Source organism: Pseudomonas sp. microsymbiont 2, from assembly GCF_054788395.1.
The window spans coordinates 3,691,926-3,713,797 of sequence record NZ_CM139112.1; the positions used below are offsets into that span (position 1 = coordinate 3,691,926).

The 21,872-nt window shown below is 65.7% G+C and carries 21 protein-coding genes and 2 tRNA genes; 15 read left to right on the forward strand and 8 right to left on the reverse strand.

Annotation, left to right across the window (positions count from 1 at the left end):
- Positions 1-8: 8 nt before the first annotated feature.
- Positions 9-869: an AraC family transcriptional regulator gene (locus ACYUME_RS16540; RefSeq protein WP_460415802.1), complete on the reverse strand. Its 861-nt coding sequence runs from the start codon at positions 867-869 to the stop codon at positions 9-11.
- A gap of 258 nt (positions 870-1,127) precedes the next feature.
- On the opposite strand from ACYUME_RS16540, the gene dkgB reads away from it, so the two are divergent.
- Entirely contained in the window at positions 1,128-1,931 is an 804-nt protein-coding gene (gene dkgB, locus ACYUME_RS16545; protein ID WP_460415803.1) for a 2,5-didehydrogluconate reductase DkgB, read from the forward strand.
- 73 nt (positions 1,932-2,004) lie between these two features.
- Entirely contained in the window at positions 2,005-3,186 is a 1,182-nt protein-coding gene (locus ACYUME_RS16550) for an MFS transporter (RefSeq protein WP_279887501.1), read from the forward strand.
- A 96-nt stretch (positions 3,187-3,282) separates the two neighbouring features.
- On the opposite strand, the gene ACYUME_RS16555 is transcribed toward ACYUME_RS16550, so the two are convergent.
- Together ACYUME_RS16555 and ACYUME_RS16560 are read right to left on the reverse strand one after the other, a co-directional pair.
- Positions 3,283-3,359: transfer RNA gene (locus tag ACYUME_RS16555), tRNA-Val, on the reverse strand.
- 208 nt (positions 3,360-3,567) lie between these two features.
- Positions 3,568-3,644, reverse strand: a tRNA-Val gene (locus ACYUME_RS16560).
- Positions 3,645-3,847: 203 nt separating this feature from the next.
- Between ACYUME_RS16560 and ACYUME_RS16565 the strand changes: the two genes are divergently transcribed.
- Positions 3,848-5,131 (forward strand): NAD(P)/FAD-dependent oxidoreductase, encoded by a 1,284-nt coding sequence (locus tag ACYUME_RS16565; RefSeq protein ID WP_279887503.1) that lies wholly within the window; start codon positions 3,848-3,850, stop codon positions 5,129-5,131.
- Positions 5,132-5,206: 75 nt separating this feature from the next.
- Here ACYUME_RS16565 and ACYUME_RS16570 read toward each other — a convergent pair whose 3' ends face one another.
- Complete coding sequence (locus ACYUME_RS16570) at positions 5,207-5,950, reverse strand: peptidase C39 family protein (protein ID WP_460415804.1); 744 nt, start codon at positions 5,948-5,950, stop codon at positions 5,207-5,209.
- Positions 5,951-6,104: 154 nt separating this feature from the next.
- Here ACYUME_RS16570 and ACYUME_RS16575 point away from each other — a divergent pair, with 154 nt between their 5' ends.
- On the forward strand, positions 6,105-6,278 hold the full coding sequence (locus tag ACYUME_RS16575; protein WP_279887507.1) for a hypothetical protein: 174 nt from the start codon (positions 6,105-6,107) through the stop codon (positions 6,276-6,278).
- A gap of 78 nt (positions 6,279-6,356) precedes the next feature.
- Here the strand turns inward: ACYUME_RS16575 and ACYUME_RS16580 are convergent, their stop codons facing one another.
- Positions 6,357-7,112: a TerC family protein gene (locus tag ACYUME_RS16580; protein WP_279887509.1), complete on the reverse strand. Its 756-nt coding sequence runs from the start codon at positions 7,110-7,112 to the stop codon at positions 6,357-6,359.
- 15 nt (positions 7,113-7,127) lie between these two features.
- Positions 7,128-7,367: a hypothetical protein gene (locus ACYUME_RS16585; protein WP_460415805.1), complete on the reverse strand. Its 240-nt coding sequence runs from the start codon at positions 7,365-7,367 to the stop codon at positions 7,128-7,130.
- A 131-nt stretch (positions 7,368-7,498) separates the two neighbouring features.
- On the opposite strand from ACYUME_RS16585, the gene nhaR reads away from it, so the two are divergent.
- The 3 genes from nhaR to ACYUME_RS16600 all read left to right on the forward strand — a co-directional run bounded on the left by nhaR (position 7,499) and on the right by ACYUME_RS16600 (position 10,419).
- Complete coding sequence (nhaR, locus tag ACYUME_RS16590; RefSeq protein ID WP_460415807.1) at positions 7,499-8,392, forward strand: transcriptional activator NhaR; 894 nt, start codon at positions 7,499-7,501, stop codon at positions 8,390-8,392.
- Between the two features lie 73 nt (positions 8,393-8,465).
- Complete coding sequence (gene sstT, locus ACYUME_RS16595) at positions 8,466-9,677, forward strand: serine/threonine transporter SstT (protein WP_279887515.1); 1,212 nt, start codon at positions 8,466-8,468, stop codon at positions 9,675-9,677.
- Between the two features lie 100 nt (positions 9,678-9,777).
- The gene (locus ACYUME_RS16600) at positions 9,778-10,419 is read left to right on the forward strand and encodes a YceH family protein (protein ID WP_460415809.1); all 642 of its coding nucleotides are present in this window, start codon (positions 9,778-9,780) and stop codon (positions 10,417-10,419) included.
- A 1-nt stretch (position 10,420) separates the two neighbouring features.
- Here ACYUME_RS16600 and ACYUME_RS16605 read toward each other — a convergent pair whose 3' ends face one another.
- Complete coding sequence (locus ACYUME_RS16605; RefSeq protein WP_279887519.1) at positions 10,421-10,612, reverse strand: hypothetical protein; 192 nt, start codon at positions 10,610-10,612, stop codon at positions 10,421-10,423.
- Between the two features lie 172 nt (positions 10,613-10,784).
- On the opposite strand from ACYUME_RS16605, the gene ACYUME_RS16610 reads away from it, so the two are divergent.
- The 3 genes from ACYUME_RS16610 (at position 10,785) to ACYUME_RS16620 (ending at position 12,480) form a co-directional block, all read left to right on the forward strand.
- Entirely contained in the window at positions 10,785-11,249 is a 465-nt protein-coding gene (locus ACYUME_RS16610; protein ID WP_279887521.1) for a nuclear transport factor 2 family protein, read from the forward strand.
- A 222-nt stretch (positions 11,250-11,471) separates the two neighbouring features.
- Complete coding sequence (locus ACYUME_RS16615; RefSeq protein WP_279887523.1) at positions 11,472-11,750, forward strand: hypothetical protein; 279 nt, start codon at positions 11,472-11,474, stop codon at positions 11,748-11,750.
- Entirely contained in the window at positions 11,722-12,480 is a 759-nt protein-coding gene (locus ACYUME_RS16620) for a zeta toxin family protein (RefSeq protein ID WP_460415811.1), read from the forward strand. The genes ACYUME_RS16615 and ACYUME_RS16620 overlap by 29 nt, the downstream gene beginning before the upstream one ends.
- Before the next feature lie 178 nt (positions 12,481-12,658).
- On the opposite strand, the gene ACYUME_RS16625 is transcribed toward ACYUME_RS16620, so the two are convergent.
- The gene (locus ACYUME_RS16625) at positions 12,659-13,720 is read right to left on the reverse strand and encodes a sigma-54 interaction domain-containing protein (RefSeq protein ID WP_460415813.1); all 1,062 of its coding nucleotides are present in this window, start codon (positions 13,718-13,720) and stop codon (positions 12,659-12,661) included.
- Positions 13,721-14,048: 328 nt separating this feature from the next.
- Here ACYUME_RS16625 and ACYUME_RS16630 point away from each other — a divergent pair, with 328 nt between their 5' ends.
- From ACYUME_RS16630 to ACYUME_RS16650, 5 genes are all read left to right on the forward strand, one after another.
- Entirely contained in the window at positions 14,049-15,116 is a 1,068-nt protein-coding gene (locus tag ACYUME_RS16630; protein ID WP_460415814.1) for an ABC transporter substrate-binding protein, read from the forward strand.
- A gap of 15 nt (positions 15,117-15,131) precedes the next feature.
- Positions 15,132-16,355 carry a lipase family protein gene (locus ACYUME_RS16635; protein WP_460415816.1) on the forward strand — a complete coding sequence of 408 codons (1,224 nt, stop codon included), beginning with the start codon at positions 15,132-15,134 and terminating at the stop codon, positions 16,353-16,355.
- A gap of 15 nt (positions 16,356-16,370) precedes the next feature.
- Entirely contained in the window at positions 16,371-17,570 is a 1,200-nt protein-coding gene (locus tag ACYUME_RS16640; protein WP_460415817.1) for an LLM class flavin-dependent oxidoreductase, read from the forward strand.
- Between the two features lie 4 nt (positions 17,571-17,574).
- On the forward strand, positions 17,575-19,128 hold the full coding sequence (locus ACYUME_RS16645; RefSeq protein WP_460415819.1) for an ABC transporter substrate-binding protein: 1,554 nt from the start codon (positions 17,575-17,577) through the stop codon (positions 19,126-19,128).
- A gap of 162 nt (positions 19,129-19,290) precedes the next feature.
- Positions 19,291-21,849, forward strand: a complete 2,559-nt coding sequence (locus tag ACYUME_RS16650; protein ID WP_460415821.1) for a TonB-dependent receptor — start codon at positions 19,291-19,293, stop codon at positions 21,847-21,849.
- Positions 21,850-21,872 lie beyond the last annotated feature (23 nt).

Here is a 21,872-nt window from a genome sequence, read left to right on the forward strand (position 1 = left end):
TGAACAGCTCAGCGCAACGGCACGTAGATATCCGTCTGCCACTGCTCCAGCGGAGTCTGCGGGTGAATGCTCAGGTAATGGAAGAACAGCGGATGATCGCGCAACTCCTCACCACTGGCAGGCAGCCAGTCGCGATAGAGCGGGTAGATCGTCTCGCCAATATGGTCCGGCGAGCCCACATGCCGCACCACCGCGCAGCGACCGCCCGGCAGGCTCAGTTCCCGCACGCCCGAGGTGTTCGGCGCCACGGCCTCGTGAATCTCCCCGCAAATGGCGAAACGGAAATCTTCCGGCGCGGTGGTGTCGGGGTTGTTGTAAGGGATGCCGAAGCTGCGGCTGCTGGCCACGGGCGATTGCCCGCTGCTCATGCGCCAGTCGATGAAACGCCGCACGGTCTCGCTGACCTGACTGGGCGGCCCACGATGCTCGAGCGCGGCGAGACGGACGGAGGCGAAATCGACGATTCGTACCTGCATGGTGATGCTCCTGGAAAAATGAGGGATGGCAAACACCGTATTCCATACTTGCCAGTCGGGCTGGCGCCTGAATCCACCGGGCGCTTGCCCAAAGGCCCGCTTGAACGCCCTGCTGAACGCCTCGGGGCTTTCGAAACCAGCTTCCAGCGTGGCGTCCAGCACCGAGTAGCCAGGTCGACCGACCAGCCGGTGCGCGGCACGGCGCAGACGCATCAGTTGCACATAACGGGCAACCGGCACGCCCACATAGGCACTGAACTGCCGATGAAAATGAAACGCCGAGAAGTGCGCCACGGCGCTCAGGGCCTCCACCGACAGGTCCCCTTCGAGGTTGTTTTCGATATAGGCGAGCACGGCAGCGAAGCGCTGCTGGTAGAGGGCATTGACTGGCAAGTTCGCTTGCTCCTGGAAATACGATCAGCCGCAGGTTCGTCGATTCTCACCGGACCGCGCCTAGCCGTCCTTGCTCATTGGTCGATTGCTTCGATTTCGCTCACAAGCCATGCATGAACTATTGACTTAAAGTCAAAGGACCTTGGCCCATCGGCCTCTTAATCAAAACACGCCAACCCCTCAAACTGCACCCACTCGATCGAACCCGCGCCATCCTGTCGAAGGTCCGATCTCAAACCATCCACCAGGAGCAGATTCATGAGCATTCCATCCTTTGGCCTTGGCACCTTCCGTCTCACCGGCCAGGTCGTCATCGATTCGGTCAAGTCGGCCCTGGAGCTGGGCTATCGCGCCATCGACACCGCGCAGATCTACAAGAACGAAGCCGAAGTCGGGCAAGCCATCGCCGAAAGCGGCGTGCCACGCGGCGAACTGTTCATCACCACCAAGATCTGGGTCGACAACTACGCCGCCGACAAACTGATCCCGAGCCTGCGCGACAGCCTGGCCAAGCTGCGCACCGACTACGTCGACCTGCTGCTGATCCACTGGCCAGCGCCTGGCAACGGCGTCGAATTGAACGAGTTCATGCTAGCCCTTGCCGAAGCCAAGAAACTGGGGCTGACTCGCCAGATCGGCATCTCCAACTTCAATATCGAGCTGACCCGCCAGGCGATTGCAGCGGTAGGCCAGGGCGAGATCGCCACCAACCAGATCGAACTCAGCCCGTACCTGCAAAACAGCAAGCTGACCGCTTTCCTGAAGGAGCAAGGCATCACCACCACCTCCTACATGACCCTGGCCTACGGCAAGGTCCTGAAGGACCCGCTGCTGGCCGAGATCGCCGCCAAGCACCAGGCCACCGTCGCCCAGGTTGCCCTCGCCTGGGCCCTGCAACTGGGCCATGCGGTGATCCCGTCGTCCACCAAGCGCGAAAACCTGGCCAGCAACCTGTTGGCCCGTGACCTGCACCTGGACGCCGACGACATGGCACGCATCGCCACGCTGGAGCGCAACGGCCGCGAAGTCAGCCCTGATGGCCTGGCGCCGAACTGGGACTGATTGCTACCGCCGGTGCCGTGCGGATCCGCACGGCACCTGAAACCCAGCCACCGATCACAACACGGAGCTCCCGATGAGCACGCTTTCCCCCAAACGGGTCCTGTTCGCCCTGGCCATCGGCGCCTTCGGCATCGGCACCACGGAATTCACCCCCATGGGCTTGCTGCCCGTCATCGCCGAAGGCGTCGACGCCAGCATCCCCAGCGCTGGCATGCTGATCACCGCCTATGCGATCGGCGTGATGGTCGGCGCACCGATCATGACCCTGCTGTTCAGCCGCTTCGGCAAGCGCGCCGCACTGATGATGCTGATGGGCATCTTCACCGTCGGCAACCTGCTCTCGGCCCTCGCGCCGGACTACTACACCCTGCTGGCCTCGCGCCTGATCACCAGCCTCAACCATGGCGCCTTCTTCGGTCTCGGCGCGGTGGTTGCCGCCAGTGTCGTGCCGAAGGACAAGCAGGCCAGCGCCATCGCCACCATGTTCATGGGCCTGACCATTGCCAACATCGGCGGCGTGCCGGCCGCCACCTGGCTGGGCCAGCAGATCGGCTGGCGCATGGCCTTCGCCGGTACTGCCGTGCTCGGTGTGCTGGCCATCGCCGCATTGTGGTATGCCCTGCCCAAGGGTGAACGCGGCAGCGTGCCTCACGTGCGCAAGGAGCTCGCGGTGATCGCCCGCCCCAACGTGTTGCTGGCCATGGCCACGACCGTACTCGGCGCAGGCGCCATGTTCACCCTGTACACCTATGTCGCCCCGGTACTTGCCGAACTGACGGGCGCTTCCGACGCGTTCGTCACCCTTGGCCTGGTGTTGATCGGGGTCGGCTTCACCCTCGGCAACAGCCTGGGCGGCAAGTTGGCGGACTGGTCGCTGGATGGCGCGGCACGGATTTTCCTCGCGACCCTGGCAGCGATCATGCTGCTGATGCCGCTGGTGCTGGGCAGCCACATCGGCGCGGCGATTGCCCTGCTGGTCTGGGGCGTGTTCACCTTCGCCGTGGTGCCGCCACTGCAGATGCGGGTGATGATCGCCGCCGTCGAAGCGCCGGGGCTGGCCTCGTCGATCAACGTCGGCGCGTTCAATTTGGGCAATGCGGTGGGCGCCGCGCTGGGCGGGGCCGTGATCAGCATGAACCTGGGCTACGCCGCGGTGCCGATGGCCGGTGGGCTGCTGGCGGCGGGAGGATTGCTGCTGGTGTGGCTCGGCGGACGCGGCAAGGCCACGGCGAGAGCCTTGGACGGCGCGGTATAGAGACTCATTCGGGGGCGCATCGCGCCCCTTCTTCGTTTTCGTCCGAGAAACCCATAGCAAAAAGGGCGATCCTTGCGGATCGCCCTTTTCGATGTTTGGTAGGCACAATTGGACTCGAACCAACGACCCCCACCATGTCAAGGTGGTGCTCTAACCAACTGAGCTATGTGCCTGTCGTGTGGTGCGCATATTAGAGATCAATCGCATACCTGTAAAGCGTTTTTTTCAAAAAAATCAAAAACTTTGCGCAACAGCTTAATGCGAGCTCTGTTCAGATGGTCCGTGGAACATCGATCCCACGGGAATTGCGCATGACCTGAAGCTTTGCACAGGGCCGGAATGCAAAAAGGGCGATCCTTGCGGATCGCCCTTCTCGATGTTTGGTAGGCACAATTGGACTCGAACCAACGACCCCCACCATGTCAAGGTGGTGCTCTAACCAACTGAGCTATGTGCCTGTCGTGTGGGGCGCATTCTACGCGCTCCAAGAGCAGTGTCAACTGTTTTTTTCACGCTAACCTACTGAATATTAAAAATATTTGCAGCGCGACCGGGAACTGGGCGTCTGTCAGGGATTTTCACCGGACGACTAGCGGGTGTTTATTATTATTGATAGCATCGGTACATTCGTTAAAAATATAAAACACGAGGTTCCTCGAGCATGGCTAACACCCCCTACCCCCAGTCCTACTACGCCGCCTCGGCCAACCCGGTGCCGCCACGTCCGGCGCTGCAGGGTGAGGTGGAAACCGATGTATGCATCATCGGTGCCGGCTACACCGGCCTGTCCAGCGCCCTGTTCCTGCTGGAGAACGGCTTCAAGGTGAGCGTCGTCGAGGCCGCCAAGGTCGGCTTCGGTGCCTCGGGTCGCAACGGCGGCCAGATCGTCAACAGCTACAGCCGCGACATCGACGTCATCGAGCGCACCGTCGGCCCCAAGCAGGCGCAACTGCTGGGCCAGATGGCCTTCGAGGGCGGACGCATCATCCGTGAGCGCGTGGCCAAGTACAACATCCAGTGCGACCTGAAGGACGGTGGCGTGTTCGCCGCGCTGACCAGCAAGCAGATGGGTCACCTGGAATCGCAAAAACGTCTGTGGGAGCGCTTCGGCCACACCCAGCTGGAGCTGATGGACCAGAAGCGGATCCGCGAAGTGGTGGCCTGCGACAACTATCTGGGCGGCATGCTCGACATGAGCGGCGGCCACATCCACCCACTGAACCTGGCCTTGGGCGAAGCCGCCGCAGTCGAGTCGCTGGGCGGCATCATCTATGAACAGACCCCGGCCGTGCGCATCGAGCGTGGCGCCAACCCTGTCGTGCACACCCCGCAAGGCAAGGTCCGCGCCAAGTTCATCATCGTCGCCGGCAACGCCTACCTGGGCAACCTGGTGCCGGAACTGGCCGCCAAGTCCATGCCATGCGGCACCCAGGTGATCACCACCGAGCCGTTGGGCGACGAACTGGCCCGTACCCTGCTGCCGCAGGACTACTGCGTCGAGGACTGCAACTACCTGCTCGACTACTACCGCCTGACCAGCGACAAGCGCCTGATCTTCGGCGGCGGCGTGGTCTATGGCGCGCGTGACCCGGCGAACATCGAGGCGATCATCCGTCCGAAGATGCTCAAGGCCTTCCCGCAGCTGAAGAACGTCAAGATCGACTACGCCTGGACCGGCAACTTCCTGCTGACCCTGTCGCGCCTGCCGCAGGTCGGCCGGATCGGCGACAACATCTACTACTCGCAGGGCTGCTCGGGCCACGGCGTCACCTACACCCACCTGGCGGGCAAGGTGCTGGCCGAGGCGCTGCGCGGCCAGGCCGAGCGCTTCGATGCGTTCGCCGGCCTGCCGCACTACCCGTTCCCGGGTGGGCAGATGCTGCGCGTGCCGTTCAGTGCCATCGGTGCCTGGTACTACAGCCTGCGCGATCGTCTGGGCTTCTGATGTGAATCCATCGCGGGGCAAGCCCGCTCCCACGACGAATCGTGGGAGCGGGCTTGCCCCGCGATCATTTCGGCCTCAGTGCCCGAGGCTGGTGACCGCCTGCTTCGCCGCAATCTCCTGCCCCGCACGGGCCAGTTCATCCGCCGCCTGCAACCAGCGCTGGCGATCGACCTGGGCCGGCAGTTGCCGTGGCGACTGCAGCAGCACCGCCCAGTTGCCCTCCTTGGCCCAGGCCGACTCGAAATCATCGAACGCCATCAACTGGCGCCGATGCATGCCCGAACGCAGCAGCACCCGCTGCTTGTAGCGGTCGTAGCCGATCAGCACGGCATAGCGCGGCTCGCTCCACCACGCCGAACCTTCCTGATAACGCAACAGCACCGGATACCCGGCGGCCACCTGCGCGAGCAGCGCGTCCAGGTGCTTGTCCAGCGGGTAGACCACCCGACCGTACTCGCGGGCTACCCGGGGAATGCCGGTGTCCAGCGACTCGACAGCCTTGGGCAGGCCCAGCGCCTTGTCGAGCAGGCCTGGGGTGATCGGCGCGCCTCGCTGCGACAGCACCGCGGCCAAGGCCATCGAGCCACTGTGGTTGGCGTTGCCGCGATAGAACGGCACGCTGCTGAGCTCGACGCGCTGCGGTAGCCCCTTGAGCGTGGCAGGTGGGGCGCTGGCGCAGCCGGACAGGGTCGCGGCCAGCAGGCAGGCGGCCAGCAGGCGGCGTGGGCCGAAGGCCCGAAACATGGGGAACTTTTGCAACTTGGGCACTCGCTTGTTCCGCGGCCAGGCAGGCAGCGCCCGGCCAAGAGCCCCGATCATAGGACGCCGGCGCCTGCGGGTATAGCCCGGCGCGGGCTTGGAACGAAACGGCCCAAGGACTAGACCTTCGGTCAATGGAACGTCACAGCCGACAGGCTAGACTGAAGCTGTGTCTGGATGGCGAGCCCGGCTCGCCAGAGAGAAGGAGGCACACATGAGCCTGACAATGGCAATACTCCTGCTGGTCGGCATGTGGCTCAGCGTCGCGGCGGCCATGCTCTGGGGCGTGCTGCGCATCGTGCGCCGGCATTCACACCCTCACCATCTGCCACCCCAGGCCCTGGCCAAGCCGATGCGCCGTGTCCGTCGGCATGCCGGGGCGCATTGACGACAGCGACACGCGCCAAGCCATAAGCGAAAAGAGGAAGCCTAGGCTTCCTCTTGCTTTTCACTTGCAGCGTGCAGCTCAGTGCCCCTCGGCCGCCTCACGCTTCAAGCGCGCCCGGCGCGCCATGATGTTGAGGATCTCGATCGCGGTCGAGAACGCCATCGCGGCATACACATAACCCTTCGGTACATGGGCGCCGAAGCCTTCGGCGATCAGGGTCATGCCGATCATGATCAGGAAGCCCAGGGCCAGCATCACCACGGTCGGGTTGTCGTTGATGAACTTGGCCAGCGGGTCGGCGGCCACCAGCATCACGATCACGGCGCTGATCACGGCGATGATCATGATCGGCAGGTGCTCGGTCATGCCCACGGCGGTGATGATGCTGTCGATCGAGAAGACGATATCCAGCAGCAGGATCTGGAAGATTGCCGCGGTGAAACCGATGGTCACGGTGCTGCCGACCTTGGACTCTTCCTTGGCGCCATGGGGGTCGACGCTTTCATGGATCTCCTTGGTCGCCTTCCACAGCAGGAACAGGCCACCGGCGATGAGAATCATGTCCTTCCACGAGAACGTGTGGCCGAACACCTCGATCACCGGCTCGGTCAGCTGGACGATCCAGGCCACGGTGCTGAGCAGCGCCAGGCGCATGACCAGGGCCATGCTGATACCGATACGGCGGGCCTTGGAGCGGTATTGCTCGGGCAGCTTGTTGGTGAGGATGGAGATGAAGATCAGGTTGTCGATGCCCAGCACGACCTCCATGGCCACCAGGGTGGCGAGGGCAACCCAGGCGGTGGGGCTTGCGGCGAGTTCCAGCAAATATTCCATTGGTCAGTCCTGCTCTCAGATGTCCTGGGTGTCTTTCTTGTCTTCTTCGGCCTTGGCCTTCTCGGCATCGCTGCCGATGGCGTCGCTCAGGGCCTGCTGAGCCGCATCGTTGGTCTTGTCGATGGCCTGCTTGGCCGTTTCCGCAGCCTGGTCGAGCATCTGCTGGGCGGATTTCTCGGCCTGGTCGCAACCAGACATGGCGAACAGCGCCAGTGCCAGCACCAACGGTGTGCCAATGGATTTGAGTTGTAGCATGGGGTCCTCGCTTGTCGAATTCCGGCGGCGCTCGATGCGCCTGATGGGGTCGCATTCTAGAGCGCCTGAAACATCCGGAAAATTCGTATTTTCAGCGTGTATACTTCGGTTTTTACGAATATGGAAGCAACATGCTCAACTACCGTCAGCTCCATTACTTCTGGGCTGTGGCCAAGACCGGCAGCATCGCCCGCGCCAGTGAGCAGTTGAACCTTACCCCACAGACCATCAGCGGCCAGATCAGCCTGTTCGAGCAGACCTGGAATCTTGAACTGTTCCAACGTGTCGGGCGCCAGCTGGAACTGACCGAGACCGGCCGCCAGGCGCTGGTCTACGCCGAGCAGATGTTCCAGATCGGCGGGGAGCTGGAAGCCATGCTCAGGGCCGGTCCGCAGGAGCAGATCCTGTTTCGCGTCGGGGTGGCCGACGTGGTGCCCAAGTCCATCGTCTATCGCCTGCTGGCCCCGACCATGGAGCTGGACGAGGTGCTGCGCATCAACTGCCGCGAAGACAAGCTCGAGCGCCTGCTGGCGGACCTGGCGATCCAGCGCCTGGACCTGGTGATCTCCGACAGTCCGATGCCCAGCCACCTGGATATCAAGGGCTACAGCCAGAAGCTGGGCGAATGTGGCCTGAGCTTCTTCGCCACGCCCATGCTCGCCGCACGGCTGAACAAGCCCTTCCCCGCCTGCCTGGACGACGCGCCATTGCTGGTTCCCGGCCCGGAAACCGTGGTGCGCAGCCGCCTGCTACGCTGGCTGGCCGAGCAGCAGGTGCAACCGCGGATCGTCGGCGAATTCGATGACAGCGCATTGATGCAGGCCTTCGGCCAGTCAGGCAGCGGCATCTTCGTCGCCCCCAGCGTGATCGCCGAGGAGGTCTGCAAGCAGTGCGGCGTGCGGCTGATCGGCCAGACCGAGGCGGTGAACGAGTCGTTCTACGCCATTTCGGTGGAGCGCAAGGTCAAGCACCCGGGGATCCTGGCGATCACCGAAGGCGCGCGGCGGGAGTTGTTCCACTGGTAGGCCCGCCGCCGCGATATGCCCCATGGGTCTGTGGTAAAGTCGCGCCCTTTCACGTAACTGGATTGCGCTGCACATGACCCCCATTCTCCGCCTCATCAACCGCACCGGCCTGGTGACGCAGATCTGCATCGGCCTGGTGGCCGGCATCGCCCTGGCCCTGCTCGCCCCCGCCGTGGCCCGCGACCTGGGGTTCCTCGGCAAGGTCTTCGTCAGTGCCCTGAAGGCCGTGGCACCCGTGCTGGTGTTCATCCTGGTGATGGCCTCGATCGCCAACCACCGTCACGGCCAGGAAACCCATATCCGCCCGATCCTCTGGCTGTACCTGCTCGGCACCTTCGCTGCCGCGGCAGTCGCCGTGGCGGCGAGCATGCTGTTCCCTTCGAATCTGGCGCTGACCAGCGGCGAAGCCACGCTCAGCGCCCCCGGTGGCATCAGTGAAGTGCTGCAGAATCTGCTGCTCAGCGCCGTGGACAACCCCATCAACGCACTGCTCAACGCCAACTTCATCGGCGTGCTGACCTGGGCCGTCGGCCTGGGCGTCGCCCTGCGCCACGCCGGCGAAACCACCCGTACCGTGGTCGCGGACCTGTCCAACGGCGTGACCCTGATCGTGCGCGTGGTGATCCGCTTCGCCCCGCTGGGCATCTTCGGCCTGGTCAGCGCCACCCTCGCGCAATCGGGCCTGGACGCGCTGCTCGGCTACCTGCACCTGCTCGCGGTGCTGATCGGCTGCATGCTGTTCGTGGCGCTGGTGATGAACCCGTTGATCGTGTTCTGGAAAATCCGCCGCAACCCCTATCCGCTGACCCTGCTGTGCCTGCGTGAAAGCGGTATCACCGCGTTCTTCACCCGCAGCTCGGCAGCCAACATCCCGGTCAACCTGGCGCTGTCGGAAAAGCTCGGCCTGCACGAGGACACCTACTCGGTGTCGATTCCGCTGGGCGCGACCATCAACATGGCCGGCGCGGCGATCACCATCACCGTGCTGACCCTGGCCGCCGTGCACACCCTGGGCATCCCGGTGGACCTGCCGACCGCGGTGCTGCTCAGCGTGGTGGCGGCCGTGTGCGCCTGTGGCGCCTCGGGCGTGGCCGGCGGCTCGCTGCTGCTGATCCCGCTGGCCTGCAGCCTGTTCGGCATCCCCAGCGAGATCGCCATGCAGGTGGTCGCGGTCGGCTTCATCATCGGCGTGCTGCAGGATTCGGCGGAAACCGCGCTGAACTCCTCCACCGACGTGCTGTTCACCGCGGCGGCGTGCCAGGCCATGGAGCGGCGCGGCGCCTGAGATTGCCGGGGCCGCCCTGCGGCCCCGTTCTGACCAGCGATTGCTTAAGCCCGGCGCTTTACCTAGGCTAGTGGCCTTTTCCTCGCAATGAGACAGGGCCATGTCAGAACACGAAACCATCGGCGAAGGCCGTTTCAGCAGCATCGAGATCCGCGTGCTCGGTTCGCTGATCGAGAAGCAGGCCACCAGCCCGGAAACCTACCCCCTGACCCTCAATGCCCTGGTCCTGGCCTGCAACCAGAAGACCAGCCGCGAACCCGTCATGAACCTCTCCCCCGGCCAAGTCGGCCAGGCCCTGCGCAGCCTTGAGAACCAGGAGATGGCACGCCTGCAGATGGGCAGCCGCGCCGACCGCTGGGAGCAACGGGTGGACAAGGCGCTGGAGCTGGTGCCGGCACAGTTGGTGCTGATGGGGCTGATGTTCCTGCGCGGCCCACAGACCCTCAGCGAGCTGCTGACCCGCAGCAACCGCCTGTACGCCTTCGAGGACGTCGATCAGGTCCAGCACCAGCTCGAGCGTCTGATTTCACGCCAACTGGCCATACACCTGCCACGCCAGGCCGGCCAACGCGAAGACCGCTACACCCACGCCCTGGGCGACCCGGCCGAGATCGAGGCGATTCTCGCCGCCCGCCAGCAGGACGGCGGCAGCCGCTCCACCAGCGCGGCGGACGAGCGCATCGAAGCATTGGAGGCGCGGGTGACGGCTCTGGAGGCACGCCTGGCCCAGCTCGAAGGTTGACTCAGCGTTTGTCGGCGTCGGGGAAATTGCGGCAACTCTTGCGCTCGGCCAGCTCCCGGTCACTGGGGCGCTGGTCGACGAACACCGTACGGCCATCAGCGTAGATTTCCAGGTAGCCCCAGTGCAGGTCCTGCTCGGTCTGCCCGGGCTTGGGCGGGACGAGCCACCAGGGTTCGCGGCTGATCAGGGTCATGGCTGGGCTCCAGCAAGGGTCTGGGGGTAACTATAGACAGCCCGGCCTGGCACTCCCGCCCGGATTGTTCCTCCGAGGACAATTATGAAGTGCCCGGCGCACCGATTCTCCCAGTCCGGCGACGGGTCTAATCTCGCTTCTGCAAACCCACTCCCCGCAAGGAACGACCACGATGCCCCGTCCCCCCCTGCCCCCCTTCACCCGTGAAACCGCCATCGAAAAGGTGCGCCTGGCCGAAGACGGCTGGAACAGTCGCGACGCCGCCAAGGTGGCCCTGGCCTACACCCTCGACACCCGCTGGCGCAACCGCGTCGAGTTCTGCAGCAGCCGAGAACAGGCCCAGGCCTTCCTTGCTCGCAAGTGGAACCGCGAGTTGGAGTACCGCCTGATCAAGGAACTCTGGGCCTTCACCGACAACCGCATCGCCGTGCGCTACGCCTACGAGTACCGCGACGACAGCGGCCAGTGGTACCGCGCCTACGGCAACGAGAATTGGGAGTTCGCCGAGGACGGCCTGATGCGCAACCGCCACGCCAGCATCAACGAACAGCCCATCAGCGAAGCCGAGCGCAAGTTCCGCTGGCCGCTGGGGCGCCGCCCGGACGATCACCCAGGGCTGAGCGACTTCGGCTTCTGAGGGGCGACGCCGGATCTGCGGGGCCGCTCGACGGCCCCGTTTCAGGTTTAGGAGACAGACTACGCGGACCTGGGAAACAGTGAGGGCAGCATCGTGCCAGACTGCATGGCAACTCCACTCCAGGACAGCCCGATGACCCTCCTTGATGCCTTTTTACAGTGTCGGCGCTATGATGCCTCCCACGTGCGCAAGCGGTTTCGCCTTGCGCGGAGGTGTCCAGCGATGGCAGCAAAAGCGAAGAAAGTCTCCGAACGAGACCTCGATGCCCTTGAGCAACAGATCCCCCTGCACGCCAGCGAGGCCACGCATTCGGCCTATCTGCGTGCCCTGCAGGCCAATCAGGGCGGCGTCCTGTGTGTCGATGAAGGCGAACTGGTGCGCGTCGGGGCCGATGGTGCCCGAACCGTGCTGGGCAAGGCCGGCCCCCGGCGCAAGGTCCGGGTCGGCGAGGTGATCAGCGTGCGCAGGGTCGATGACGAAACGGCCGGCGGGCGTGCCTAGGCTGCGTGTCTTCGCGGGGCCCAACGGCTCGGGCAAGAGCACCATCAAGGCCAGCCTGCCTGCGGCGCTGACACGTCTTTTCGTCAATGCCGACGAGCTCGAGCACGAAGCGAAAGACACCGGCTTCATCGACCTCACCCCGTTCGGCATTCAGGCCACCCTGGCCGAACTACTGACGTTCCATCTCGAGCATCATCTGATCGCATCCCGGCAGCTGGTTGCACAGGCCCGGCACCTGCGACTGCTCGACAACCGGATCGACTATCGGGCAGTGCCGGTGGACTCGTACTTCGCCTCGGTGATCGCCGATTTCATTCGCCAGCGCCTGCTGGAGGCGAAGCAGAGCTTCACCTTCGAAAGCGTCATGTCGCACCCGAGCAAGATCGAATTCATGCGCCAAGCCCAGGCCCAGGGCTATCGCACCTACCTCTACTTCGTCTCGACCGAAAACCCGCGGATCAATATCGAGCGGGTCGCCATTCGTGTGCGCGCTGGCGGGCATCCGGTCAGGGACGATCTGGTGCGCAAACGCTACGAGCGCTCCCTGGACCTGCTGCCCGAGGCCATCGCCGCCAGCCATCGAGCCTACGTGTTCGACAACTCCGGCCAGAGCGCGGTGTGGCTGGCGGAAATCACCGATGGCGTGCAGCTGGAATACCGTAACGAGGAGATTCCCGACTGGTTCTTCGAATCCTATGTGGATGAAGTCGAGCAGCCGGCAGACGTGTAACGATACCCCAAGCCATCCACGAATCTTGTAGGAGCGGCCTTGTGTCGCGAAAGGGCTGCGAAGCAGTCCCGACGATATCAGCTTGAGGCATAAATCCTGGGGGCGCTTCGCACCCCTTTCGCGACACAAGGCCGCTCCTACAGGAATCGTGTATGGCTGTTGTCATTTGCCACCCCACTCAGCGCCCTCCGAGTTCCCCGATCTTCTCCAACCGCGCCCGCACGATATTGCGGCTGATGTTCAGCAACCGTCCGGTCTGCAACTGATTGCCATGGCAATACCGGTAGGCCGCCCGGAACACGGTCTCTTCGATATGCTCGTACAGGTCGGGGATGTTCTGCTCGAACAACGCCAGCAAGGCGCTTTCCAGGCTCACCGGCGCCACCGCGCCCGGCGCCGGCAACCCGGCCACTTCCGGCTGCCCCAGCGCCTGCGGGCGCATGTCCACCAGGTGCAGGTCGCCCGGCGCCACCTGCTGCTGGCGGCACACCAGCAGCGCATGGTGAATGGCGTTCTCCAGCTCGCGGATGTTGCCCGGCCAGCTGTGCGCCAGCAGCTTGCGCTCGGCCTCCATGCTCAGGCTGGCGCGCTCGTAGCCCAGGCGCCGGCAATGCTCCTCGATGAAGAACTCGGCCAACGGCAGGATATCTCCCGGCCGTTCGCGCAGCGGCGGCAGGCGGATGGTCGCCACGTGCAGGCGGTAGAACAGGTCTTCGCGAAAGTGCCCGGCCACCACGGCGTCGGCCAGGTTGACGTTGGTCGCCGCCACCAGGCGCACGTTGATCGGCACCGGGGTACGCGAGCCGAGCCTGACCACTTCACGCTCCTGCAGCACCCGCAGCAGCTTCACCTGCATGTTCAGCGGCAGGTCGCCGATCTCGTCGAGAAACAGCGTCCCGCCATTGGCGGCCTCGAACCAGCCGGCCTTGTTCGAGGTGGCACCAGTGAAGGCGCCCTTCTCGTGGCCGAACAGCTCACTCTCCACCAGGGTCTCGGCGAAGGCGCCGCAGTTCACCGCGACGAAAGGCTCGCGATGGCGGCGGCTGAGGTTGTGGATATGGCGGGCCACCAGCTCCTTGCCGGTGCCGGTCTCGCCGATGATGAGGGTGTTGGCTTCGCTGGGAGCCAGGCGCTCGATGCGGCTGAGCAGCTCCTGGGAGCGCGGGTCCTTGAACACGAGCACGGTGGCGCGCACGGATTTGGTCAGCTCGCGGGCATTGGGATGGGTAATCAGCGACATGGGGGCATTCCTGGCAGTGTGTGCGCGCCCTCATAGTGCATGAAACAATTTAGACCGAAAAATTATTAATAAATATTTATATATTCGATAAGTGAATATAAAAGAAACCAACCGTTGCATTGCTGCTGGAGCAGCAACCCGCCAGCAACGGCCTGCCTGCCGATCAGCACCTCGAACCGCGCGACAATACCTTCGCTGTAGCGCGTAACCCTTGCCGCACAAGGCCTGCAGCCCTGCCAGCAGCACCCTGGCATGCATTTCGCTCCGCCCTGACAAACGCCTGGGCCGCTCAAGCACGCGGCCCGCACACTGTCGGGAGCGCAACATCATGAAAATCCTCTGCCGCCATGGCCTCGCTCTGCTCGGCCTGCTGTTGAGCCTCACCACCTGGGCCAGCGAGCCGCCCAAATCCGTGCGCATTGCCATCGTCGCCTTCACCCAGGGGGGCGTGCCGGTGTTCGGCGGCATCCCCGGGCGGGTGATCGAGGATGGCTGGCTCGCCCAGCAACTGGCCCAGCGCGGCATCAGCCTGGACTGGGTCGCCCTGCCCCACGCCGGCGCCGGGCCGCAGATCAACGAAGGCTTCAGCAACGACAGCCTGGACTTCGCCGTGCGCGGCGACCTGCCCTCGGTGATCGCCGGCGCCGGCAACGTGCCGGGCAAGCTGGTGGTGCCCGGTGGCAGCGGCAACAACGTGTACCTGGTGGTGCCGGCCAACTCCAGCGCCCGCAGCATCCAGGACCTCAAGGGCAAGCGCCTGGCCCTGCACCGTGGCCGGCCATGGGAGTTCGCCTTCAGCAACTTCCTGGTAAGCCAGGGGCTGCAACTGAGCGACTTCAAGATCGCCAACCTCAACCCGCAGGTCGGCGCGGCGGCGGTATCGGCGGGCAAGGTGGATGCGGCGGTGCTGCTCAACGAGGCCTATGCCCTGGAAGACAAGGGCGTGGCGCGCATCCTCTGGTCGACCAAGCAAGGCGCCGACGACTGGCGGCTGGTCTCGGACCTGTGGGCCACCGACCGTTTCGTCGAGCAACACGCCGACCTCACCCAACTGGTGGCCACCGCCTGGGTCAAGGCCGCCTGGTGGATCTCCCAGGAGCAGAACCGCGACGCCTACTACAAGCTGTCGTCCCGCGCGGGCGTGGCCGAGAGCGTGCTGCGCCGCGACGACCAGGACGACCCGGTGGCCTGGCAGGCGCGCTGGGCGCCGAAGAGCGATGCCCAGCTCAAGGCCCATTACCAGGCACTGGCCCGCTACGCCCTGGACAACCGCCTGATCCGCACGCCCTACGACATCGGCCCGGACCTGGCCACCGGCTTCACCCGCCAGGCCCTGAGCGACCTGCAGCTCACCCATTACTGGCCGTCCCTCGACGCCCAGCTCAGCCAACACTGATCAAGAGATCCGCCCATGAAACTGCCCGTCTCATTCGCCCTGGGCCTGTCGGCCCTGGCCTTGTCCATCGCCGCCGTGGCCGCCGACACCTTCACCCCCAAGCCCGACCCGCAACAGGGCGACGGCCGGGTCTCGGCCTTCTACACCTGGAGCAAGGCCATCCCGACCACCCCCGGCAAGCTGCTGCGCAGCGAGCCGCTGGACAGCGCCCTGAGCCTGCCCAACGCCGCCAGCGCGCAACGCATCCTCTACACCTCGCTGGACGGCATCGACGGCAAGACGCCAATCGTGGTCTCCGGCGCGCTGTTCATCCCCAAGGGCAAGGCGCCCGCCAGCGGCTGGCCGGTGGCCAGCTGGGGCCATGGCACCGTGGGCGTCGCCGATATCTGCGCGCCGTCCTGGGCCGGTCGCTCGTACCGTGACGTGCAGTACCTCGACCGCTGGCTCGCCGAGGGTTATGCCATCGTCGCCACCGACTACCAGGGCCTGGGCGTGCCCGGCGGCCACCCGCTGCTGAACAACCGCATGGCCGCCTACGGCATCCTCGACGCGGCAAAGGCCGTGGTCGCCGGCGTGCCGGGCCTGGCCAACAAGGTGCTGATCGTCGGTCAGTCACAAGGCGGCGCCGGGGCCTTCGCCGCGGGCGCCTATGCGGCCACCTACGCGCCGGACCTGGGGGTGAAGGGCAGCATCGGCACCGGGGTGATCTACACCATCGGCGCGAAGAACGTCGGCGAGCAGGATGTGAACAAGGTCGATCCGGCACTGGCCTACGGTTTCTACACCCTGCTGGCGGCGCAGCAGTACGACCCGAGCATCGACCCGCGTGACTTCTACACCGACAAGGCCCTGCCGCTGTTCGAGCAGGCGCGCAGCAGTTGCCTGTCCGCCCTGGTCAGCGATGTGGTCGGCAGCGGGCTGACCCCGGCCAATGCCAAGAAGGACTACCAGGGCGACCAGCTCAAGGCCTGGCTGGCCCAGGTGTCGTACCCCACCCTCAAGCTGGCGCAACCGATCTTCATCGGCACCGGCGCCGAGGACAAGACCCCCGCCGCCAGCACCCAGGTGGCCCTGATGCAGGATGCCTGCAAGGCCGGCTCCGTGGTCCAGGGCCACCTGTACAAGGGCCTGGGCCACAGCGAGACAGTCAACGCCTCGCTCCGGGACTCGATCCCGTTCGCCCGCCAGGTCATCAGCGGCCAGCCTGTCACCCCGATCTGCAACCCCAGTGTCCAGTAAGCCAGGAGCGCGACCATGAGCCTCGAATTCTTCACCCGCCTGCCGCTGCACGGCGAGACCCAGTTCCTCCCGGGCGACCCGCGCAACCGCGGCGACTGGCATGCCGGCGGCCCCAGCACCGGGGCCGTCTCGGGCTTCGCCGTGGGCGATCACTTCAGCTACATCGACTACCTCGGCCAGGTGGCCCGCGCCGCCGAGATCAACGGCTTCGGCGGTGCGCTGATGGTCAACGCGCCGACCGGCGAGGAGCCGTGGACGGTATGCTCGCTGCTGGCCCGCGAGACCCGCACGCTGAAGTTCGTCACCGCCTTCCAGCCCTACCACTACACGCCCTGGGTAGCGGTGCAGCAGGCCGCCACCTACCAGCGAGCCACCGGCAACCGGCTGGTGTGGAACATCATCAACGGCGGCTCGGACGCGATCCAGCGCCAGGTCGGCGACTTCGAAGGGCATGATGAGCGCTACGCCCGCGCCACCGAGTTCATGGACGTGGTGCGCGGTTACTGGCACAACCCTGACTTCCATTACCAGGGCCGCTACTACAACGCCGAAGGCGGTGGCCTGCGCGGGCCGCTGAAGAAGGCCGAGCTGCCGCTGATCTGCACCGCGGGTTCGTCCGAGGCGGCGCGGGAGTTCGCCGCCCGGCACGCCGACTTCTACCTGATGCGTGCCGAGCACCCCGACGAAATCGCCGCGCTGATCGCCGACATCCGCGCACGCGCCTTGAAGCATGGGCGCAGCGATATCCGTTTCGGCCTGTCGATCGATGTCATCACCCGCGACACCGAGGAGGCCGCGCTGGCAGAGGCCAAGCGCTTCTTCGACGAAGGCGTGGCCAAGGGCACGGCCAAGGCTCGCGCCGCCCATGCCGGGCTGCGCACCGCGCGCAAGCTGAGCTACGAGCACGAATACGCCGACCAGGGCGAAGCGCGGGCCTTCGACGACTTCTTCATCCACCCCAACGTGTGGACCGGTTTCGGCTACATCGGCATCCCGCCGGGCTGCGCCCTGGTCGGCAGCCACGAAAACGTGGTGGCGCGGATCCGCGAATACCATGCCATCGGCATCGACCTGTTCTTCCTCGCCGGCTACCCGCACCTGGAAGAGGCCTACCGCCTCGGCGAACACATCCTGCCGCATTTTCGCGACCAACGCGCCCCGCTCGCCCGCCCAGCCACCCCGCCCGTGCAGCTGCACGCCGCCAACGGAGCCTGACGCCATGGCCACGGACGGTTACCCGATCAGCCGCCGGCGCCTGCTCGGCAGCGCCGGCATTCTCGCCGGCGGCCTGCTGGCCGGTTGCGGCCCAGATGCCGCCCCGGCTGGTGCGGCATCTGAGCAACCGCGCCATGGCGGGCGCCTGCGCCTGGGCATCATCGACGGCAACCAGGCCGGCAACCTCGATGCCCACAAGCCCATCGGCGGCGGCATCGTGCGCGGCTTCGCGCTGTACAGCAAGCTGTGGGAATGGGACGAGCAGATGCAGCCGCGCCTGGCCCTGGCCGAGTTCGCCGAGCCCAACGCCGATGCCAGCAGCTGGACCCTGCGCCTCAAGCCCGGGCTGGAATTTCACCACGGCAAGACGATCGACGCCGATGACCTGATCTTCTCCATCCGCCGCCTCACCGACCCGCAACTGGCCTCGCCCTACGCGGCGCTGCTGCACTGGGTCGACCGCGACAACCTGGTCAAGCTCGACGCGCGCACCGTGCGCCTGGGGTTCCGCGAGGGACGCAGCTACCTGCCGTTGCCGGAAACCTGGGTGAATTTCGGCGGCATCGTGCCGGTGGACTATCACCCGGTGAGCAATCCGGTGGGTGCCGGGCCCTACAAGCTCAAGAGTTTCACCCCCGGCCAGCGCTCGCTGTTCACCCGCTTCGACAACTATTTCAAGCCCGGCAAGCCCTACGCCGACGAGCTGGAGATCATCGACTTCAAGGACCAGACCGGGCGCCTGGCCGCCCTGCGCGCCGGGCAGATCGACCTGGCCAACGTGCTGTCCACCGAGCACCTGCAGGTGCTGCAGGCCGACCCGCGCCTGCGCCTGCTGACCTCGGTCAGCGGCAACTGGCTGTCGTTCGACATGAACACCTCCCGCCCACCGTTCGACGACCCACGGGTGCGCGAGGCGTTCCGCCTGCTGGCCGACCGCGAGGAACTGGTGCGTCGCGCCCTCAACGGCCAGGGCCGGGTGGCCAACGACCTGTACGCACCGTTCGACCCAACCTTCGACCACAGCCTGGGGCCACGCCCCCACGACCCGCAACGGGCCGCGCAACTGCTGAAGGAGGCCGGGCAGGCAAACCTGGAGGTGGAACTGGTGACCACGCCCGGGCCGGGCCTGGCTTCGGCGCTGGTGCTGGCCGAACAGGCACGGCGGGTCGGGGTGACGCTCAAGGTCCGGCAGGTGGACCTGGCGACCTTCCAGGGCCCGCAGCGCGACGACTGGACCTTGAGCACCGGCGGCAGCATCGGCGCGCCGTTCCTGGCCAGCGCGATCCACACCGACGCGCCGTTCGCGGTGGCCAACAAGACCCACTTCCAGGATGCCGAGTTCAGCGCGGCGTTTCTCGCGGCCATGGCCCAGCCGGACCTCGAGCGACGCAAGGCGCTGGTGCACCAGGCGCAGCGGGTGCAGTACGAGCGCGGCGGGATGCTGATCTGGGGCTATGCCGACCTGCTCGATGGTGTCAGCACTCGCGTCGGCGGCGCGCAACCCGAGCGCTCGCTGTTCAGTACCTGGCGTTTCGAGAGTCTCTGGCTCAAGGCCTGAAGGAGATCCCCCAGACACTTGGTTACCCGCGCTAACTATGGCGTGAGATCGGATGGCGTGGGAGCGGGCTACCCCCTTGTCACCTTCACTCGAACATCAACCGCAGGCGCGGCTGCGCCCTCTCCTTTTCTATTCACACGATCAGAACGAGGCCCAGCCCCGATGCCGCGCATTGCCCTGCACCCCGCTTTCCCCCTGACCCTGCTCGCTTTGGCCAGCACCCCGCTGCACGCCGAGGACACCGTGCTGCAGACCGTCACCGTCCAGGCCGGCCAGGCCGATGACGACGCCCTGCCGACCCGGCCGCCCTCGTCGATCTACGGCGGCCTGGAAGCCAAGGTGCTCGACACCCCGCGCTCGGTCACCCAGATCAACGCCGAGCAGTTGGCCCGCGACCCGATCCGCAGCGCCGACGATCTGGTCAAGTACGCCCCCGGCATCACCCGGGGCGGTGGCCAGAACGCCGGCATCGCCCCGCAGATCCGCGGCCAGGCCTCGGAGGTGTTCCAGGACGGCCAGCGTGCCTACGGCGTGCGCCACCCGGCCAACTTCAACGCCGTCGAGGGCGCCGACATCGTCGCCGGGCCCTCGTCGGTGACCTACGGCTCGGTCAGCGGCAGCGGCGGCTACATCAACTACCTGAGCAAGAAGCCCGACTTCAATCGGTTCCGCACCCGACTGTCGGGCGAGATCGGCAGCTGGATCCCCGACGGCGAATCCCGCGACGCGAGCAAGTTCAGCATCGACAACACCGGACCGCTCAGCGACAGCCTGGCCTACCGGGTAAGCATCACCCGCCAGCGCCAGGAGGATTTCTACGACAATGTCGAGAACAACTTCGACGCCTTCTACGGTGCCCTCGCCTGGCGCAACGACAACCTGCGGGTAGATTGGAACGCCGCCTACGACGACTACTTCGACTACAACATCACCCACGGCTGGAACCGCGCCAGCCAGGAACTGGTGGACCACGGCAAGTACCACGCCGGGCGCGCCACGCCGATCATCCAGAACGGCAACACGTTGTGGTCGCCGGTGCTGGCCTCCGGCGCCAGCGATGCCCAGGTGCTCGGCTGGGTGCGGCGCCAGCGCAATGCACAAGGGCAGTACGCGGTGGTCGACGGCAGCTTGCAGGGCGTCAACCCCAACACCCAGGCCAACCCGGGCAGCCTGCGCGGCTGGGTCTACGACCCGTCGCTGGCGGGCAACGGCCTGACCTCGTTGTCGTCGCAGACCGGCCAGCGCGCTGAGGACGAGAACCGCTCGCGGCGCTTCACCACCCAACTGCGCGTCGAAGGCGAGCTGACCTCGGCCATCACCCTGGCCAACAGCACCTTCTACCAGCGCTCCACCGACAGCACCGACGCGGTCGGTGCGTTCCAGGTACAGGGCAAGGACGACATCTTCGACAACCGCTTCGAGTTCCGCGCACGAGGCCAATGGCAGCTGGGCGACCTGACAGTGATCGACGACAGCAACACTGGCCTGATCTACCGCCGCGAGCACAACCGCTCGATCGCCGCCAACAACAGCTTCGGCTCGACCATCAACGCCTACGATCTGACATTGGACCCGTCACTGAAGAACCCCGGCGACTTGCTCGGCCTGGCCGGCCGCAACCCGGCGGGCGGCAATGGCGCCTGGATCGGCCAACCCGGCGCGGCGCAGTTCTCAAGCGTCTACGGCTGGCTCAACCTGCCGGCCATGTACCCAGCCGGGCATGGCCTGTACGCCGAGTCCGTCGCGCCCTACACCGCCGAGAGCACCTGGACCACCAAGACCCTGTTCAGCCAGCACAACCTGCGCTTCGGCGAACACGCCGGGTTGAACATCGGCGCCAGCCGCAGTTGGATCGACGCGCGCATCGACAACCCCTTCCCCCTGGCCGGCGGCAACCCGCGCAAGGACGCGGACAACTACCGGCTGTTCGCGGTGCAGGTCAGCCCCTACGTCAAGCCCAGCGACAACAGCACCCTGTACTACACCTTCGACCGCTCCCTGGCGGTGAACACCGGCTTCTTCACCAACGGCCTGGGCTGGGGCAGCGGCGCCGGAGCCAACCAGCTCAACCCGCTGGCGTTCCAGAGCCTGAGCGTGCTGCATGAGGTGGGGCTGAAGGTCGAGGCGCTGCCCGACCAGCTGTTCCTGACCCTGGCCGGCTACCGCCAGGCCCGCGACCAGGCGCCGGACAGCAACAACAACATCGCCCGGCTGATCGTCAAAGGCGTCGAAGCCACCCTGCGCTACCAGGACCAGCACCTGCGCGGGGGCCTGAACCTCAGCCGGATCAGCGCCTACAACGAGTTCACCAGCCAGGCGGGGTTCGCCTCGGCCGGGTTCATCCCCGACAACGGCACGGTGTTCGGCGACAACAACAGCCTCAACCAGCGCCCTGCGGGCCGCTTCGACGCGGTGCAGATTCCCGAGTACAACGCTGGCGGCTACGTGGACTACCGCTTCGACTCAGGCTTTGGCGTGGAGCTGTCGGGGTGGTGGACCAGCAGCTGGTACCTGAACCTGAGCAAGACCGTGAAGGTGCCCGACGAGTACAACCTTGACCTGGCGGTGTACTACCGCCAGCCGCAATGGGGGGCGACGGTGCGGGTGCTGAACCTCACCGACGAGCTGAACTTCGTCAGTGGGCTGGCGGGATCGACCAATACGTTCCTGCAGCCGATGCCGGGGCGTACGCTGCTGGCGCAGGTGGATTATCAGTTCTGAGGGGGATCGTGTGTGGGCGGCCA